General features: G+C 69.0%; 8 protein-coding genes. All 8 read left to right on the forward strand.

Features of this window, described 5'->3' with window-relative positions; translation table 11 throughout:
• The first annotated feature begins 23 nt into the window (after positions 1–23).
• The 8 genes from JOF57_RS05945 to JOF57_RS05980 are packed head-to-tail and all read left to right on the forward strand — an operon-like array spanning position 24 to position 17,263.
• On the forward strand, positions 24–755 hold the full coding sequence (locus JOF57_RS05945; RefSeq protein WP_209914703.1) for an AMP-binding protein: 732 nt from the start codon (positions 24–26) through the stop codon (positions 753–755).
• The gene (locus JOF57_RS05950) at positions 752–1,498 is read left to right on the forward strand and encodes a thioesterase II family protein (protein WP_209914708.1); all 747 of its coding nucleotides are present in this window, start codon (positions 752–754) and stop codon (positions 1,496–1,498) included. Before JOF57_RS05945 ends, JOF57_RS05950 begins: the two co-directional genes overlap by 4 nt.
• A complete protein-coding gene (locus JOF57_RS05955; protein ID WP_209914711.1) occupies positions 1,488–2,825 on the forward strand; it encodes a beta-ketoacyl [acyl carrier protein] synthase domain-containing protein in 1,338 nt (445 codons plus the stop codon). The genes JOF57_RS05950 and JOF57_RS05955 overlap by 11 nt, the downstream gene beginning before the upstream one ends.
• Positions 2,822–5,872 carry a mycobactin polyketide synthase MbtD gene (gene mbtD / locus JOF57_RS05960; protein ID WP_209914714.1) on the forward strand — a complete coding sequence of 1,017 codons (3,051 nt, stop codon included), beginning with the start codon at positions 2,822–2,824 and terminating at the stop codon, positions 5,870–5,872. The genes JOF57_RS05955 and mbtD overlap by 4 nt, the downstream gene beginning before the upstream one ends.
• A gap of 1 nt (position 5,873) precedes the next feature.
• Positions 5,874–11,324, forward strand: coding sequence for a non-ribosomal peptide synthetase (locus JOF57_RS05965; protein WP_234937974.1), 5,451 nt, complete (start codon positions 5,874–5,876; stop codon positions 11,322–11,324).
• Entirely contained in the window at positions 11,321–15,763 is a 4,443-nt protein-coding gene (locus tag JOF57_RS05970) for a non-ribosomal peptide synthetase (protein ID WP_307869968.1), read from the forward strand. Before JOF57_RS05965 ends, JOF57_RS05970 begins: the two co-directional genes overlap by 4 nt.
• Positions 15,760–17,073, forward strand: a complete 1,314-nt coding sequence (mbtG, locus tag JOF57_RS05975; protein ID WP_209914723.1) for an NADPH-dependent L-lysine N(6)-monooxygenase MbtG — start codon at positions 15,760–15,762, stop codon at positions 17,071–17,073. The genes JOF57_RS05970 and mbtG overlap by 4 nt, the downstream gene beginning before the upstream one ends.
• Positions 17,051–17,263 carry an MbtH family protein gene (locus JOF57_RS05980; protein ID WP_209914726.1) on the forward strand — a complete coding sequence of 71 codons (213 nt, stop codon included), beginning with the start codon at positions 17,051–17,053 and terminating at the stop codon, positions 17,261–17,263. The genes mbtG and JOF57_RS05980 overlap by 23 nt, the downstream gene beginning before the upstream one ends.
• The last annotated feature ends 8 nt before the right edge of the window (positions 17,264–17,271 follow it).

Raw genomic sequence — 17,271 nt, forward strand, 5'->3', positions numbered from 1 at the left:
TTGCTTATCGTCAGGAGGTCGTAGTGGACGCCGTGACCGAACCGCTGCACCAGGGTTTCTTCACACACACGCAGGCCGCGCCCGCCGACATCGCGGTCATCGGGCCGACTACCCGGTGGACCTATGGTCAACTGCGCGAGCAGGCGCTGGCGGTGTCCGGCGCACTCGCGGTGGCCGGTGTGCACGTCGGCGACCGGGTCGCTGTCGTGGGCCCCGCCGGTCTGGACACGGTGATCGCCACGCTGGGAATCCTCGCGGCAGGCGGAGTCTGCGTGCCGATCGAGACCACCGAGCCGGCCGAGCCGGTCCTGGACCGGACCGGTGTGCGGATGGCGCTGTTCACCGGAGACGGCCCGCCCAGCTGGCTGCCGGCGCTCACCGTCTCCGAGGCGCTGCGCATCGGCTCCCGCACGAGTGGCGTCAGCCCGGTGCGTTCCGCGCCCGGTGACCCGGCGTTCCTGGGCTCGGTCGATGAGTCGGGGTATGCGGTGGTGACCCACGCGGCCGCTCACGACGCCGTCGTGGAACTCGGCAACCGGCTCGACGTTCGCGGCGGTGGCCGCATCGCCGCGTTCTCGGCTGCGGGCGCTGCGGCTCCGATCCTCATGGTGCTCGTGGCACTGACCTCCGGCGCCGGCATCGTCGTCGCCGACGATGCGCCGCGCCGCAACCCCGAGCGGGGGATGAACGGCTTCGCCCTCGCGGTGCGGCATCGGGATGCGGTGGCTGCTCTCGACACCGCCCGGCCGTCGTGACCGGGCCGGACACCCAGATCACCGTCAAGCCCTGGGTCAAGCGTTATTCAGGGGACCAAAGTTCAACAGCCACACTGGTTTTCCCGCATGCCGGCGGAGCGGCGTTGGCCTACCGCGGATTCGGGACGGCGCTGGCTGCGGCCGGGTCCGATGCCTATGTCATGCAGTACCCGCAGCGTGGGGATCGGTTGTCCCACCCGGCGGCACCCACGGTGGGCGACCTCGCCAGAGATCTTTTCGATGCGGCCGATTGGGCCGGCGTCGGATCGATCCGGCTGTTCGGACACTGCATGGGCGCCGTGGTGGCCTTCGAATTCGCGCGGATCGCGGAACGCGCAGGCGTGGTGATCGATGCCCTGTGGGTGTCGGCCAGCGAGGCGCCGTCGGCCGTGGCGACCGCGCCGGCACTGCCGATGGCCGAGTCGGAGATCCTCGCCGAGATGGTCGACCTCGGCGGCACCGACCCTGCGCTGCTCGCCGACGACGACTTCGTCGAACTGCTGTTGATGGCCGTGCGGGCCGACTACGCGGCGTTCAACCGCTACGCGTGCGACGCCGAGGTGACGATCGCCGCGGACATCTACGCCCTGGGCGGAGAAAGTGATCACCGCATCAGCGAGGACATGTTGCGGCGCTGGGAATCTCACACCGCGGGTGCCTTCACGTGCTCGATGTTCGACGGCGGCCATTTCTATCTCAACTCCCAGCTGGAGGATGTGGCGGAGCTGGTCAATGAGCTCTAGCCGCCGGCTTCCCGGGCCCGATATCGCCGACCCGGTGGTGATCGTGGGGATGGCGCTGGAGGCGCCGGGTGGGATCGACACCGCCGACGACTACTGGTCTCTGCTGGCCGAGCAGCGCGAAGCGCTGGGCAGATTTCCCGCCGACCGCGGTTGGTCCGTTCGCGAGCTGTTCGACGGCTCGCGCCGCGACGGGTTCAAACGCATCCACGACCTCGGCGGATTCCTTTCCAGCGCAGCGACATTCGATCCCGCATTTTTCGGTATCTCGCCGCGCGAGGCGGTGGCGATGGATCCCCAGCAGCGCATCGGGCTGCGGATCGCGTGGCGGGCGCTGGAGAACAGCGGCATCAACCCCGACGACCTGGCCGGGCACGATGTGGGGTGCTACGTCGGTGCGTCGGGCCTGGAGTACGGGCCCGCGCTGTCGGAGTTCTCCCACCACAGCGGCCATCTGATCACCGGCACCTCCCTCGGCGTAATCTCCGGCCGGATCGCCTACACGCTGGATCTGTGCGGCCCGGCGCTGACCGTCGACACCTCGTGCTCGTCGGCGTTGACCGCGTTCCACACCGCCGTTTCCGCCGTGCGCGCGGGGGACTGCGACATGGCGTTGGCCGGTGGTGTGTGCGTGATGGGCACACCCGGGTACTTCGTCGAGTTCTCCAAGCAGCACGCGCTGTCCGATGACGGGCACTGCCGGCCCTACAGCGCACACGCCAGTGGCACGGTCTGGGCCGAAGGGGCGGCAATGTTCGTCCTGCAGCGCAAATCGGCGGCCGTCCGGGACGGTCGGCGCATCCTCGCCGAGGTCCGTGCGACCGCGGTGAACCAAGATGGCCGAACCACCGGTCTGACCGCACCCAGCGGCGCCGCTCAGCAGCGCCTGTTCGCCAAAGCGATCGAGCAGGCTGCCGTGCGCCCGGAGGACGTCGGCATGATCGAGGGACACGGCACCGGAACCCGACTCGGCGACCGGACCGAACTACGTTCGCTGGCACAGACATACGGCTCCACAAAGCCCGGTTCCGGCGCGCTGCTGGGCTCGGTGAAATCCAACCTCGGGCACGCCCAGGCAGCCGCGGGCGGGCTCGGCCTGGCGAAGGTGATCCTGGCTGCCGAGCGTGCGGCCATCCCGGCCACCCTGCACGTCGACGAGGTCAGCCGGGAGATCGACTGGGACAGTCAGGGTTTACGGCTGGCCACCAAGCTGACCCATTGGCCGGCGGTCAACGGTGAGCGTATCGGTGCGGTGTCGGCTTTCGGGATGAGCGGCACCAACGCCCACGCGATTGTCGCGGTTCCCGAGGGCCCAGAGGTTGCCGCATGAGCGAAGCTTGCGAGCGAATCGTGCTGCCTGAGTGCGAAGTCCACTCTCCTGGGTGCGAAGCCGACGCCCTGCCCGACGGGCGCACACCCGTGCTGCTCAGCGCGCACGCCGAGGATCTGATCGGAACCGACGCGGCGGCCATCCTGCGCTATCTGGATTCGCGTCCCGAGGTGAGTGCGGCCGATGTCGCCGCCACCCTGCGGTCCACCCGGCGCCTGCGCCGCCACCGCGCTGTGGTCCGGGCCGCCGACCGCGATGAGCTCGCCGAAGGCCTGCGTGCGTTAGCCGAAGGCGCCGATCATCCGCTGGTCACCCGCGCGCACGGTGGGGCGCAGTCATCGGGTTCGGGTGCACGCATCGCCTTCGTGTTTCCCGGTCAGGGCAGCCAGTGGCCGTCGATGGGCGTGCAGGCCTACGAGCGGCTGCCTGCCTATCGGGCCGAGGTGGACCGGTGCGCCGCGGAGTTCGAGGCCGCCGGCGCCGGGTCACCGCTGGATTACCTCCTGGCTGAGCCGGATTCGGGCGTGGTCACCAACGATTTCTCCCAGGTGCAGATCCAGGGCGCTCAGTTCGTCCACGGTGTCGCACTGGCCCGCGTCTGGCGGTCCTGTGGTGTGCTGCCCGACATCACCGTCGGTCACAGTCTCGGCGAGATCGGGGCGGCCTACGTGGCGGGCACCATCACCCTTTCCGACGCGGTGGCGGTGGTGATCGCCCGCGCGACCGTGCTGGACCGGTTGACCGGGCCCTACCGCGTCGCGGTGCTCGGGATCACCCCCGACGAAGCGTCGAACGTGATCGCCGAAACTCCCGGTTGGCTGGAACTGTCGGTGGTGAACTCCCGTTCATCGGTCGCGGTGTCGGGGGAGACCGACGCGGTGGCCGCCGCCGTGGCGACGGTGGCCGGACGCGGAGGTTTCGCCAAGGAGATCGAGATGTGGTTCCCGGCGCACACCACCGCGCTGGACGGGTCGCGCGGTGAGCTCGAATCGATGTTGCCCGTAGCGCAATTCAATGAATCCCCGGTGCAATTCATCGGCTCGGCCACCGCAGACGTCGTCGAGGCCGGCACCGGATTCGCCGACTACTGGTACACCAACCTGCGTAGCACTGTGCGCTTCGACCGGGCCATCGACAGGTCGGCTCGTCGGGGAGCCCGAATATTCGTCGAACTCTCCGCACATCCGGCGCTGCTGTTCGCGATGGGCGACCTGCTCGACGACGACGCCGAACTCACCGGCGGTCCGGCGGTGATGGTGGGATCAGGCCGGCGCGACGAACCGATCACCGACCGACTCAGTACCAACATCGTCTCCGTCGCGATGGCCGACCCCGGTTACCGCTGGGACGATGTGCCGAATCACGGCGAGCGGTCGCTGCGCAACTTCCCCTTCGCGCCGATGCGGGCCGAACATCTCTGGGCCGCACCGCAACCGCTTCCTGCGGTGGCCGGATTGACCGTAGGCGTGGAGCACTGGGAGCAGTGGCCTCTGCGCGCTCTGCCGGGACACCGCCGCGTCGCTGTGCTCGACCTCGCCGCCGGGCAGGGGCCAGCGGCCGCATTGAGCCGCGCGGTCGAGGAGAACGCCCAGACCACGGCCGTCGCGCCTGCCGATGCCGATCTGCTGATCGTGGTGGCGCCGGTATCCGAGGACCTCGACGCGGTGGCTGCGGCAGAAGCCGTGAGCCGCCGCGTGGACGAGGGTCTGCTCGGCTATGTCCGGGCGGTCACTCCGGACACCCGCGACGTGTGGCTGGTCACCGTCGGTGCCGAACAGGTGAGCCGCGCCGAGCGGTCACGGCCCGAGGCAGCGGCGCTGGCCGCGATGCACCGCAGCCTCGGCTACGAACATCCCGACCAGACCTTCCGTCACCTGGACCTGGCCGATTCGGCCCCCGACCCCGCCCACGCGGTGACTGCCATCACGGCGATGGTGACCGAAAGTGACGATATCGCGCTGCGGGACAACGGTTCCGGACTCACAGTGTGGCACCGTGGAATGCGCGACGACACCTCCGGTGGACGGTCCTGGACCGCCGAATCGGGGGCGTTCGACGAGGTGGTCATCACCGGCGGCGCCGGGGCGGTGGGCCTGCACTTCGCTCGCCACCTGGCCGAACACGGGGCCCGGCGCATCGTGTTGCTCAGCCGCGGCGGCCTCGATGACACACACGTGGCCGAACTGACCGCCCTCGGCGCCGAGATCGTCGCTCCGCGGTGCGATCTCACCGATCCGGCACAGATCACCGCGACGGCTGCCGAGTGGGCAGTCGGCCCGGCGTCGTTGGTGATCCACGCGGCCGCGTCCGCCACCATCGCCCCGGGCGGGGAGCTGACCGGCGCGACAGTGCGGGATACGTTCGCGGCCAAGGTGAGCGGCCTGGCCAACCTGACGGCGGTCTGGCCGATGCGCCCGGATACCCGGATCATGTTGTGCTCCTCGGTGTCCGGCCGGTGGGGCGGATACGGTCACGCCGCGTACTCCGCGGCCAACCGGCTGCTCGATGCCCTGGGCGGGCAGCTACGCGAACAGGGCCGGCACTGCACCTCGGTGCGGTGGGGACTGTGGCCGGGGGACGGCATCATCGATTCCGGTGAGGTCAGCCGGGTCGAGCGGTCCGGTCTGCGGGCCATGGAGCCGGACCTTGCGGTGGAGGCCGGGCTGCGCGATTACCCGGCCGATCCGTTGGTGTTCACGGCTGATGCCGACCGGCTGCAGACCTTCCTCGGTGCCAGTGACATCGCGAGCAGTTCCCCGCAAGCAGGAGGGGAGGCGGCCGAGGCGGCAGTGGCGGCCGACGCCACCGGCGCGATGCGGATCGCGCTGGGGGCCGTGCTGAAACTCGATGACCCCACCGGACTGGATCTCGACACGTCGCTCTTGGATCTCGGCGTCGACTCCCTGCTGGCGATCGACCTGCGTAAGAAACTCAAGAAGGCTACCGGCCGTGCAGTGCCGCTGGCCGACATCCTCGGTGGTGCCACCGCCGCCGAATTGATCGAGCATTTGGAAAGACCTGAAAAGGAAGCATTTTCGCGTGACTGACATGGTTAGTGCCGATCCGGCGGCCCCCCGCACCTCCGACGCGCGTCTGGAGCTGATGCGGCGCAGGCTTGCCGAGCGCGGCCTCGCGTCAGCATCGGGGGAACCCGGGCAGGCTGAGGTCAGCGGCGATAGCTCACCGGTCGATCCCACGGCGCTGTCCGACGGGCAGCGCCGGATGTGGTTCGTACAGAGCTTCGACCCGAGTGGGGTACTGCTCAACATCTGCCTGTCCTACCGGATGGGTGGGGCGATCGATGCCGAGCGGCTGCACGAGGCCCTGAACGCGGTGGCACAACGGCACCCGATCCTGCGCACGACCTACCACGCCGACGAGAACGGCGAGCCGACGGCGACGGTGCACGACGACCTCGCCCCTGGATGGTCTGTCCACGATCTGTCGGACAAATCTGAGCGGGCGCGCAAACTACGCGTCGAGGTGCTGGCCCAGCGGGAGTTCGGCACCGCGTTCGACCTGGCCGGTGACTCGCCGTTGCGGATCACCCTGATCAAGACCGGGCCGACCGAGCACATCATGTTGCTCGTCGCTCATCACATTGCCTGGGATGACGGTTCGTGGCGGGTGTTCTTCACCGACTTGACCCGGGCCTACTCCGGGGTGCAGCTTCCCGACCGGCCGCGGGTGACGGTTGCCGATGCGCCCGACGGCGACGAGGATCTGGCGTACTGGCGTGAGGTACTGGCGAACCTGCCCGAGCCGCTGGAGTTGCCCGGCCCGGCAGGGTCGGTGGTCCCCAACGGTTTTCGGTCCCAGCGCAGCACCGTGCGGTTACCCGCCGAGACCGTAGGGCAGGTGTCGGCACTGGCCCGCGAGACCGGCGCCACCCCCTACATGGTGCTGCTGGCAGCGTTCGGCGCGCTCGTCCACCGCTACACCCACGCCGACGATTTCCTGGTCGCCACCCCGGTGTTGAACCGCGACACCGACGGAACCATCGGCTATTACGGCAACACGGTCGCAATGCGGCTCCGGCCCCAGGGCACACTCGGGTTCCGCGAACTGGTCGCGGCCACCCGGGACACCGCCATCGGTGCGTTCGCGCATCAGCGGGTCAACCTCGATCGGGTGGTGGCTGAACTCAACCCGGACCGGCGCCACGGCGCCGAACGGATGACGCGGGTGAGCTTCGGGTTCCGTGAGTCCGACGGCGGCGGGTTCCGTCCGGACGGTGTGACGTGTGAACGTGCCGACCTGCGTGGCCAGCACACCCAGCTGCCATTGGGTTTCATGGTCGAACTGGACGCCGCGGGTGCGGTGGTGGAGGCCGAGCACCTCACTGAGGTGATGGATGCCGAGCTGGCCGCGCAGATGCTGCGGCACTTCGCAGTGCTGCTGGACCGCGCGCTCGCCGAGCCCGACCGGCCGCTGTCGGCGCTGGACCTGTTCACCGCCGAGGACGCCGAGTGGATGCGCGCAGTGTCGACCGGTGAGCAGTTCGACACGCCGGGAACCACCCTGGCCGCGCTGGTCACCGAGCAGGCCGCCCGTACCCCCGATGCCATCGCGGTGGTTTACGAGGGCCGCCACTACAGCTACCGCGAGATCAACGAGTCGGCGAACCGGTTGGCGCACTGGCTGATCGAGCAGGGCATCGGTACCGAGGACCGCGTCGCGGTGCTGCTGGAGAAATCGCCCGAACTGGTCATCACCGCGCTGGGCATCGTCAAGGCCGGCGCCGTGTACCTACCCGTCGACCCGACCTATCCCGAGGACCGGCTCACCTACATTCTCTCCGACTCCGACCCGAAAACCATTCTGCGCGAGCCGGTCGACGGATTGGCGGACTATCCGGCCACCGACCCCACCGACGCCGAGCGGATCCGGCCGCTGTGCCCCGACAACACCGCATATCTGATCTACACGTCGGGGTCCACCGGCCTGCCCAAAGGCGTGCCGGTGCCGCACCGGCCGATCGCGGAGTACTTCGTGTGGTTCGGTGGCGACTATCAGGTCACCGCGGCCGAACGTCTGCTCCAGGTGGCCTCACAGAGCTTCGACGTGTCGATCGGCGAGATCTTCGGCATGCTGGCCGCCGGTGCGCGCCTGGTGATCCCGAAGCCGGGCGGGTTGGGCGACATCGGATATCTCACCGACCTCCTGCGCGACGAGGGCATCACCTCGATGCACTTTGTCCCGTCGTTGCTGGGACTGTTCCTGTCCCTGCCGGGCGTCAACGAGTGGCGCACCCTGCAGCGGGTGCCGATCGGTGGAGAGGCGCTGCCCGGGGAGATCGCCGACAAGTTCCTCGCCACGTTCGACTCTCTGCTGCACAACTTCTATGGGCCGACCGAGACGGTGCTCAACTGCACGCGCTACAAGGTCCAGGGCAAGCAGGGCGCACGGATCGTTCCGATCGGCACGCCGAAGATCAACACCACGATCCACCTGCTCGATAATGCGCTGCAGCCGGTTCCGGTCGGTGTGATCGGCGAGATCTACATCGGCGGAACACATGTCGCGCACGGGTATCACGACCGCCCGCGACTCACCGCGGAACGGTTCATCGCCGACCCGTTCAATCCCGGTGCCCGGATGTACCGGTCGGGCGACCTGGCCCGGCGGAACGCCGACGGTGACATCGAATTCGTCGGCCGCGCCGACGAGCAGGTCAAGGTCCGAGGCTTCCGCATCGAACTGGGTGAGGTCGCCGCGGCCATCTCCGTCGACCCGTCGGTGGGACAGGCCGTGGTGGTGGTCAGTGACCTGCCGTCGCTGGGCAAGAGTCTGGTCGCCTACATCACGCCGGCCGCCGATGTCGCGCGGGTCGAGATCGACCGGATCCGGGCCAGGGTGACGGCTGCGCTGCCCGAATACATGATCCCGGCCGCGTTCGTCGAGCTGGCGGAGATACCGATCACGGCCCACGGCAAGATCGACCGCCGGGCACTGCCCGAACCGGAGATCCAGTCGGCCACCGAATTCCGTGCCCCGGATACCGATACCGAGCATGAGGTCGTCGAGTTGTTCGCCGAATTGCTCGAGCGTGACCGGGTCGGAGCCGACGATTCGTTCTTCGACCTCGGCGGTCACTCACTACTGGCCACCAAACTGGTTGCCGCGGTTCGGGCCCGCTGCGGTGTGGAACTCGGTGTGGCCGATGTCTTCGAGAACGCCACGGTGGCCGGGCTGGCCGCCAAAGTCGACGAACTGCGTTCCTCGGGCCTCGGCTCCGGCCTGCCGGCCATCGTGGCCACCGCCCACGACGGCCCGTCGCAGATGTCGGCGGCACAGCACCGGCAGTGGTTCCAGTTCCGCATCGACGGACCCAACCCGGTCAACAACGTGCCTTTCGCGGCACGGCTGACCGGACCCTGCGATGTCGAGGCACTGGCCACCGCAGTCAGCGATGTGGTCGCCCGCCACGAGATCCTGCGCACGACTTACCGCGAAATCGACGGTGTGCCATACCAGGTCATCGACCCGGCGGGCCCGGTGACGGTCCGCCGTGCCGGTGGCTCCGGCGAAGACTGGTTGCAGGGCGAACTGGACGCCGAGCGGCGGTACTGCTTCGACCTGGAGAACGAGTGGCCGATCCGGGCCGCGGTGCTGTCCACTCCGGATGCGCACGTGCTGTCGTTGATGGTCCACCACATCGCCGCCGACCACTGGTCGGGCGCAGTGCTGTTCACCGATCTGATGACCGCCTACCACGCCCGCCGGGCCGCGGCGGCGCCAGACTGGGTACCGCTGCCGGTCCAGTACGCCGACTTCGCGGACTGGCAGGCCGAGGTGCTCTCGGGCGACGGCGAGCGCGTCGAGGAGCAACGCGCCTACTGGACAAAGCAATTGGCCGGACTATCGGGGGAGCCGGACGTCGAGAACGGCCTGCAGCCGGACTTCCCGAGGCCGCCGGTGCCGACGGGCGAGGGCAAGGCGCTCGACTTCAGTATCGATCCGGCAGTCCGGGGCAGGCTCGTCGAGCTCAGCCGTGAACTCGGGGTCACCGAGTTCATGGTGTTGCAGGCGGCCGTCGCAATCGCCCTGCACAAGGCCGGACAGGGCACCGACATCGCGTTGGGCACCCCGGTGGCCGGGCGTACCGCCCCCGAACTCGATGCGCTGGTTGGGTTCTTCATCAACATCGTGGTGCTGCGCAACGACTTGTCGGGCAACCCCACACTGCGTGAGGTGCTCCGACGCTCGCGCGATATGGCGCTGGCCGCCTACAAACACCAGGATCTGCCGTTCGACCGGGTCGTCGATGCGGTCAGCCCGGTGCGTTCGCTGGCGCGCAACCCACTGTTCGGTGTGGTGGTGCACGTGCGTGAGGACATGTCGGCCGAGCAGGTCATCGATACCGGTGCCGACGGTGAAACACGTTTCGCCGCACTGGAACCCACCTTCGACGTGGCCCACGCCGACCTGTCGCTCAACTTCTTCGCCGAAACCGGCGCAGGCTATCGGGGCACCGTCATCTACCGCACCGAGCTCTATGAGGCGGCCACCGCGCAACGCTTCGTCGGCTGGCTGGGACGCATCGTCGCGGCATTCGCCACCGACGCCGAGCAGACCGTGCGCGACATCGTGGTGGTCGATGGGGCCGAGCAGGACCTGCTGGTCGGCGACTGGAGTCGTAAGGCCGTGCCGCCGGCCGGACTGCCGCAGATCGAGGGCGCGACCCGCGTCTACGTGCTCGACGAATGGCGGCAGCCGGTGGGTATCGGTGTCGTGGGCGACGCCTACTACGCGGGTGGCGCGGTAGACGAGGCGGCCGGCGCGGCCACCGGGGTCGACGCAGATCGCTTTGCGCCCAGTCCGTTCGGGGACGGGCAGCTGTACCGCACCGGGGACCGGGCCCGCTGGACCACCGACGGGCGGCTCGAGCCGATCACCAGCGGGGAGCCGCGTCTGCAAGGGCTGCTGGAAGCGCTCGACGGGGTCGCTGCCGCCGCGACCCGGTACTGGGACGTTCGCGGCACCACGACGCTCGCGGGCTACCTGGTGCCGGCGCCAGGCACTGTCGACACCGAATCCGTTCTGGAGACAGCGCGGGCCGCGCTGCCCGAGGAGTTCGCCGGGGCCGCGTTGACGGTGGTCGATGCCATCGAACCCGCCACCCTGACCCGTCCACGCATCACCGCGACGGCACCGGCCGAGCCGCCGGCCACTCCGACCGAGGAGACCCTGGCGGCGATGCTGGTGGCCCTGCTCGGTGTCACCGAAGTGGGACGGTATGACGACTTCTTCACCCTCGGCGGCGACAGCATCCTGGCGGTGCAGCTCGCGGCACGGGCCAGGGATGCCGGCGTGGCGATGACGGCCCGCATGGTGTTCGAATACCCCGGGCTGGCCGATCTGGCCGCCGCGATAGACAGCGCAGGCGCGGTGGCCGCCGACGTCCGCCACGAGCCGATGTCCGCATCGGGCCTGTCACCCGACGAGCTGGCCGCGCTGACCGCGGGATGGGGTCAGGATCAGGGGGTCTCGACGTGACGACCACCGGAACGCCGCCCGGCGTCGAGGACGTCCTGGCGCTGAGCCCGCTGCAACAGGGGTTGTACTCGCTGGCCGGCCTGACCGAGGGCGACGGCGGGGCCGACCCCTATGTCATCGCGATGGCCGCCGATATCGACGGGGAATTGGACGCCGAGCTGCTGCGGGCCTGCGCCGAGGCGATGCTGGTGCGCCACCCCAACCTGCGGGCCAGCTTCTTCCAGGGAAACCTCAGCCGCCCGGTGGCGGTGGTCCCGTCGGCCATCGACTTGCCGTGGCGGCAGGTGCAGGCCGATGACGAGCAGACCGTCGCCCTCGAAGCCGAGGAACGCGCCCGGCGGTTCGACCTCGGACGCGGGCCGCTGATCCGGTTCCTGCTGATCGAAAAGCCCGGGCAGCGTTGGCGTCTGGTGATCGTTGCCCACCACATCGCGATCGACGGTTGGTCACTGCCGGTCTTCGTCGGTGAGCTGATCGCGCTCTACGGAGCCAAGGGCGATGTGGCCGCGCTGCCCTCGGCGGTGCGCCCGTACCGCGACTACATCGGCTGGCTGGCCGGACGGGATCAGGCGGCCGGTCGGGCGCGGTGGCAGGCGCACCTGTACGGCATGGACGCCCCCACGTTGTTGTCGCCGGTGCTGTCCGGACAAGCGGCCGAGCCGGGTCTGCCGGCACGCACCGAGGTGACCCTCGACGAGAAGCAGTCGGCCGAGATCTTCGACGCCGCCCGGCGACGGGGCGTCACGGTCAACACCCTGTTCCAGATGGCTTGGGCGACAATTCTTTCGGTCTTGACCGACCGTACCGACGTGGTGTACGGCGTCACCGTTTCGGGTCGGCCTGACGAGCTGGCCGGTGTCGAGTCGATGGTCGGTCTGTTCATCAACACGGTGCCGCTGCGGGTCAGGGTTGATCCCATGCTGCCGGTGGGGAATCAGTGCCTGGCGCTCCAGCGAGAAGCTGCCGAGCTGCGCGAGCACAGCTACCTCAGCCACACCGAGTTGCGGTCGCTCGGTGGGATCGGCGAGCTGTACGACACGCTGCTGGTCTACGAGAACTTCCCACCCGGCGGGCTGGTCGGCAGCGACGAGTTCGCTCTCGGTGGGGCGGTGCTGCGGCCCGCGGCCCTGGAGAGCCTGTCGCACTTCCCGGTCACCATCGCCGCACATCCCACTCACGGCCGGCTCACAGTGCTCGTCGAAACCCTCGACGGGGCACTGGGCCAGCTCGATCCGCGGGCTCTGGGACAGCGGGTACTGACCGTCGTGCAACGGCTGTTGGACAGCTGGGAGCGTCCGCTGCGCGACGTCGCGGTCACCCTCGCTGATGAGCCGCAACCTGCCGGTGCGCCACCGATCACCCAGCGGGACAGTGGTTTACGTACCGGCTTTCACGCCGCGTTCAGTGAGATCGCCGCCGAGCGACTCGGTTCGGTGGCTTTGAGCTGGGACGGGGGAGAACTCAGCTACCGCGAGCTCGATGACGCCGCGGGTCGCCTGGCCGCTGAGCTGACCCGGCGCGGGGTGGGCGACGAAACTCCGGTGCCGATCCGGTTGCGTCGCGGGCCCGACTACGTGGTGGCGATGCTCGCCGTGCTCAAGGCGGGCGCGATGATCGTGCCGCTCGATCCGGCGATGCCCGATGAGCGGGTGGCCGAGATCGTCCGCCAGATCGGAGCGGGCGGGCCGGCACCGATCGTCGTCGACGAGGCGCTGCTGGCCTCGGCCGGTACCGAGTCGGATGCGGACTACCCGTCGGCGCCGGTGTACCCCGGGCAGGGCGCCTACATCGTGTTCACCTCAGGCACGACCGGAAAACCGAAGGGTGTCATCGGAACCCATCAGGCGCTGCTGGCCTACTCGGCAGATCATGCCCGCCAGGTACTCCGTCCGGCGGCCAAACGCCTCGGCCGTCCGTTGCGGGTGGCCCACGCGTGGTCCTTCACGTTCGATGCGGCCTGGCAGCCGTTGGCGGCCCTGCTCGACGGGCACACCGTGCACATCGTGTCCGACGAGGTGCAGCGCGACGCCGAGGCGCTGGTGGAGACGATCGGGCGCTTCGCGATCGACATGATCGACACCACGCCGTCGATGTTCGCCTCGTTGCGGGCCGCGGGCCTGCTCACCCAGGTGCCGCTGGCGGTCCTGGCGCTCGGCGGTGAGGCGATCGACACCGCCACCTGGCGCGGGATCCAAGCCGAGTGCGAGCGCACGTGGATGTCGGCGCACAACTGCTACGGCCCGACGGAGACGACGGTGGAAGCCGTCGTGGCGACGATCGCCGAGTACCCGCAGCCGGGTATCGGGCGTCCCACGGAGTCGACCGCGGCCTACGTGCTCGACAGCTGGCTGCGCCCGGTGCCTGACGGTGTGTGCGGTGAATTGTATTTGGCCGGTGGTCAATTGACCCGTGGCTATCTCGGCAGGCCCGGAGAGACGGCGGCACGGTTCGTCGCTGATCCGTTTACCCCGGGCGCCCGCATGTACCGCACCGGTGACGTGGTGCGTCGACGGGTGGACTCTGGTGCTCTTGAGTTTCTTGGCCGCAGCGACGATCAGGTCAAGATCCGTGGCTTCCGGGTGGAGCCCGGAGAAGTGGCCGCGACGCTGCACTCCCATCCCGGGGTGCGGCACGCCCACGTGGCGGTACGGCAGCACCGCAGCGGACCGCGCCTGATCGCGTATGTGGTGACCGAGGCTCCGGTCATCGAGTTGCGCGGGATGCTGACCGACACCCTGCCAAGGCATCTGGTGCCCCACCACATCGTGGCGGTCGACGAGATCCCGCTGACCACCAACGGCAAGGTCGACGACACCGCACTGGCGGCACTGGGTACCGGCGCACGCTCCGAGGGGGCCGAGCATCCCGCCACCGAAACGGAGCGGCTGCTGGCCCAGGTGCTGGCCGACGTGTTGGGAACCACCGGCGGCGCGGGCGTCGATGTCACCGCAGACTTCCTCGATCTCGGGCTGGACAGCATCGTGGCCCTGTCGGTGGTGCAGGCGGTGCGACGCCGTGGCGTGGCTTTGCGCGCCCGGCTGATGTTGGACTGCGCGACAGTTCGTGAACTCGCGGCAGCGATTGATGCCGATGCGGCCGCCGCCACCGCGCAGGCTCACGACGTGGCCGACGGAGCCGCACCCGAGACCAGTCCGATCCCGTTGCTGCCCAACGGGCGCTGGCTCTACCAGTACGGTGATCCGCGCCGGCTCGCCCAGACGGAGGTGTTCCGGCTGCCCGCCGGGATCACCCGCGCGCAGCTGGAAGCCCTGCTGCGCAACGTGATCGACGGGCACGAGGTGCTGCGCACCCGCTTGGACCGCGAGACCCTGACCCTGGCCCCTCATGCGCCGGCGCAGGTTCTCTCGGAGGCGACCGGGTCGGGTGATCTCGACGCCGCGGTGGTCGAGCAGGCTGACCTCTCGGTGCAACGCCTGGATCCGCAGCAGGGGTTGATGCTCGACGCGGTGTGGCTGCACCACCCGCAGACGGACGGCGGCCTGTTGATCCTCACCGCGCACGTGCTGGCGCTGGATCCGGCATCGTGGCGGATCCTGGTCGGTGAGCTGGAAAATGCCTGGCATGCACTGGCATCCGGGCGATCACCGCTGCCGGTGCGGGAACACACCTCGCTGAGGCAGTGGTCACGGCTGCTGTCCGAGCGGGCGGCCGCACTCGACACCTGCGCCTTCTGGGAGCGGCAGTTCGATGGTGGCGATCCGGACATCGGTGCGCGCCGGGTCGATCCGTCCGCTGACCGGATGGCCGATGTGACGATCACGATGGCCTTCGCCGAGCCCGACGTGACGGCCCGATTGCTCACCGGCGCGGTGCCGGTGACCGAGGTGCTGGCCGCGGCGACGGGTCGTGCGCTGAGCAATTGGCGTCGACATCGCGGCCAGTCGACCCCGGCGCCGTTGTTGGCGCTGGAAACCCACGGCCGGTCGGATGCGGCGGTGTCAGATCATGACGAGGTCGATACCGGCGACACCGCCGGGTTGCTCAGCATGATCTATCCGTTGCGGTTGGCCACCGACGATGCCCGTGGGGTTGCCGCGCAGGTGGCGGCGATCCCGGGCGATGCGATCGACTACGGGCTGCTGCGGTACCTCCGCGAGGACACCGCCGAACGACTGGGCACGCACCGGGATCCGCAGGTCCTGCTCAACTATCTGGGCCGGATCGAACTGGATGCGGCCGACCATGCCCTACTGCAGGACCGTTCGTTGCAGGCCGGGGTGACCGCGATCCCCGAACCGAATGTCGCTGTGCGCCATGAACTGACGATCATGGCCGCGGTGATCGACCGCGGCGGGTCGGCCGTGCTCGGCACCCAATGGCGGACGTTGCCCGACATTCTGTCCGCCGAGGACATCGCCACTCTGCAGGCGATGTGGGCGGACGCGTTACGAGAGGTTTTGCGAGAGGTGACCATATGAGTTCCCCATCGACTCCCACCCTGGCCGTCATCGGAGCCGGGCCCAAGGCCATCGCGGTGGCGGCCAAGGCCGCCGAGTTGCGCGAGATGGGGGTGGCCGCCCCCGAGGTCGTCGTCGTCGAACGTGCCGGGGTGGCCGCCAATTGGCAGGCCGTCGGCGGTTGGACCGACGGCAACCATCGCCTCGGTACCGGCCCCGAGAAGGACGTCGGCTTTCCCTACCGGTCGTCGCTGGTGTCGCGGCGCAACGCCGAGCTCGACGAGCGGATGACCCGGCACAGCTGGCAGGCCTACCTGATCGCCACCGGCGGTTTCGCCGAATGGGTGGACCGGGGCCGGCCCGCACCGACCCACAAGCGCTGGAGCCAGTACCTGGGCTGGGTGGCCGAGACCATCGGGCTGAATGTGGTTTCCGGTGAGGTGGAACGTATCTCGGTAGACGGAGATGCCCACCGGTGGGTACTGCACACCGCCGAGGACACGATCGGTGCCGACGGCCTGATGATCACCGGACCCGGTCAGGCCGAACGTTCGGTGCTGCCCGGTAATCCCCGGGTGATGTCGATCGCGCAGTTCTGGCATCAGGCCGGTAAGCACGAACTGATCACCGCCGAACGGGTGGCGGTGATCGGGGGCGGCGAGACCGCCGCGTCGATGCTCAACGAGTTGTTCCGCCACCGGGTTTCGACGATCACGGTGATCTCGCCGACGGTCACGTTGTTCACCCGCGGTGAGGGGTTCTTCGAGAACACGTTGTTCTCCGACCCGACCGGATGGACCGGGCTGACGCTGGCCGAGCGCCGGGATGCCCTGGCGCGCACCGACCGGGGCGTGTTCTCGGCTCGGGTGCAGGACGCGTTGTTGGCCGACGATCGGATCCGTCACCTTCGTGGCCGGGTTGCGCACGCGGTGGTGCGCGACGAGCGGATCCGGTTGACGTTGTCGACCAGTCCCAGGAGCGAAGCGTCGGGGGAACCTTCAGAGACCGTCCACGGCTTCGACCTGGTGATCGACGGGTCCGGCGCCGATGCGCTGTGGTTCGCCCCGTTGTTCAGCCAGGACGCGCTGGACCTGCTCGAGCTGGGCGTGGGTGGTCCGTTGACGGGGGACACCCTGCAGGAGCACGTCGGTCATGACCTGGCCCTGACCGATGTGTTCCCCAAGTTGTTCCTGCCGGGGTTGGCCGGGCTCACCCAGGGCCCGGGCTTCCCGAACTTGAGCTGTCTCGGCCTGTTGTCCGATCGGGTACTGGGTGCGAACCTGGCCCACCCCTCGATGAGGAGAGTCGATGAGTTCCAATCCGTTCGATGACGAGAACGGCACGTTCTACGTACTGGTCAACGATGAGGAGCAGCACAGCCTGTGGCCGGCGTTCGCCGATATGCCTGCCGGCTGGCGGGTGGCCTTCGGCGAGAGCAGCCGTGATGACTGCCTGAGCTACATCGAGGCGAACTGGGCGGACATCCGGCCCAGGGGCTTGCGCGAGGCGATCGGCAGCTGACGCGACCC

Source organism: Mycolicibacterium lutetiense, assembly GCF_017876775.1.
Taxonomy (GTDB): Bacteria; Actinomycetota; Actinomycetes; order Mycobacteriales; family Mycobacteriaceae; genus Mycobacterium; species Mycobacterium lutetiense.

Bases quoted from the DNA above. Each gene is read 5' to 3' on its own strand.
- JOF57_RS05955 (WP_209914711.1), top strand. From the start codon at position 1,488: ATGAGCTCTAGCCGCCGGCTTCCCGGGCCCGATATCGCCGACCCGGTG.
- mbtD (WP_209914714.1), top strand. From the start codon at position 2,822: ATGAGCGAAGCTTGCGAGCGAATCGTGCTGCCTGAGTGCGAAGTCCAC.
- JOF57_RS05965 (WP_234937974.1), top strand. From the start codon at position 5,874: ATGGTTAGTGCCGATCCGGCGGCCCCCCGCACCTCCGACGCGCGTCTG.
- mbtG (WP_209914723.1), top strand. From the start codon at position 15,760: ATGAGTTCCCCATCGACTCCCACCCTGGCCGTCATCGGAGCCGGGCCC.
- JOF57_RS05980 (WP_209914726.1), top strand. From the start codon at position 17,051: ATGAGTTCCAATCCGTTCGATGACGAGAACGGCACGTTCTACGTACTG.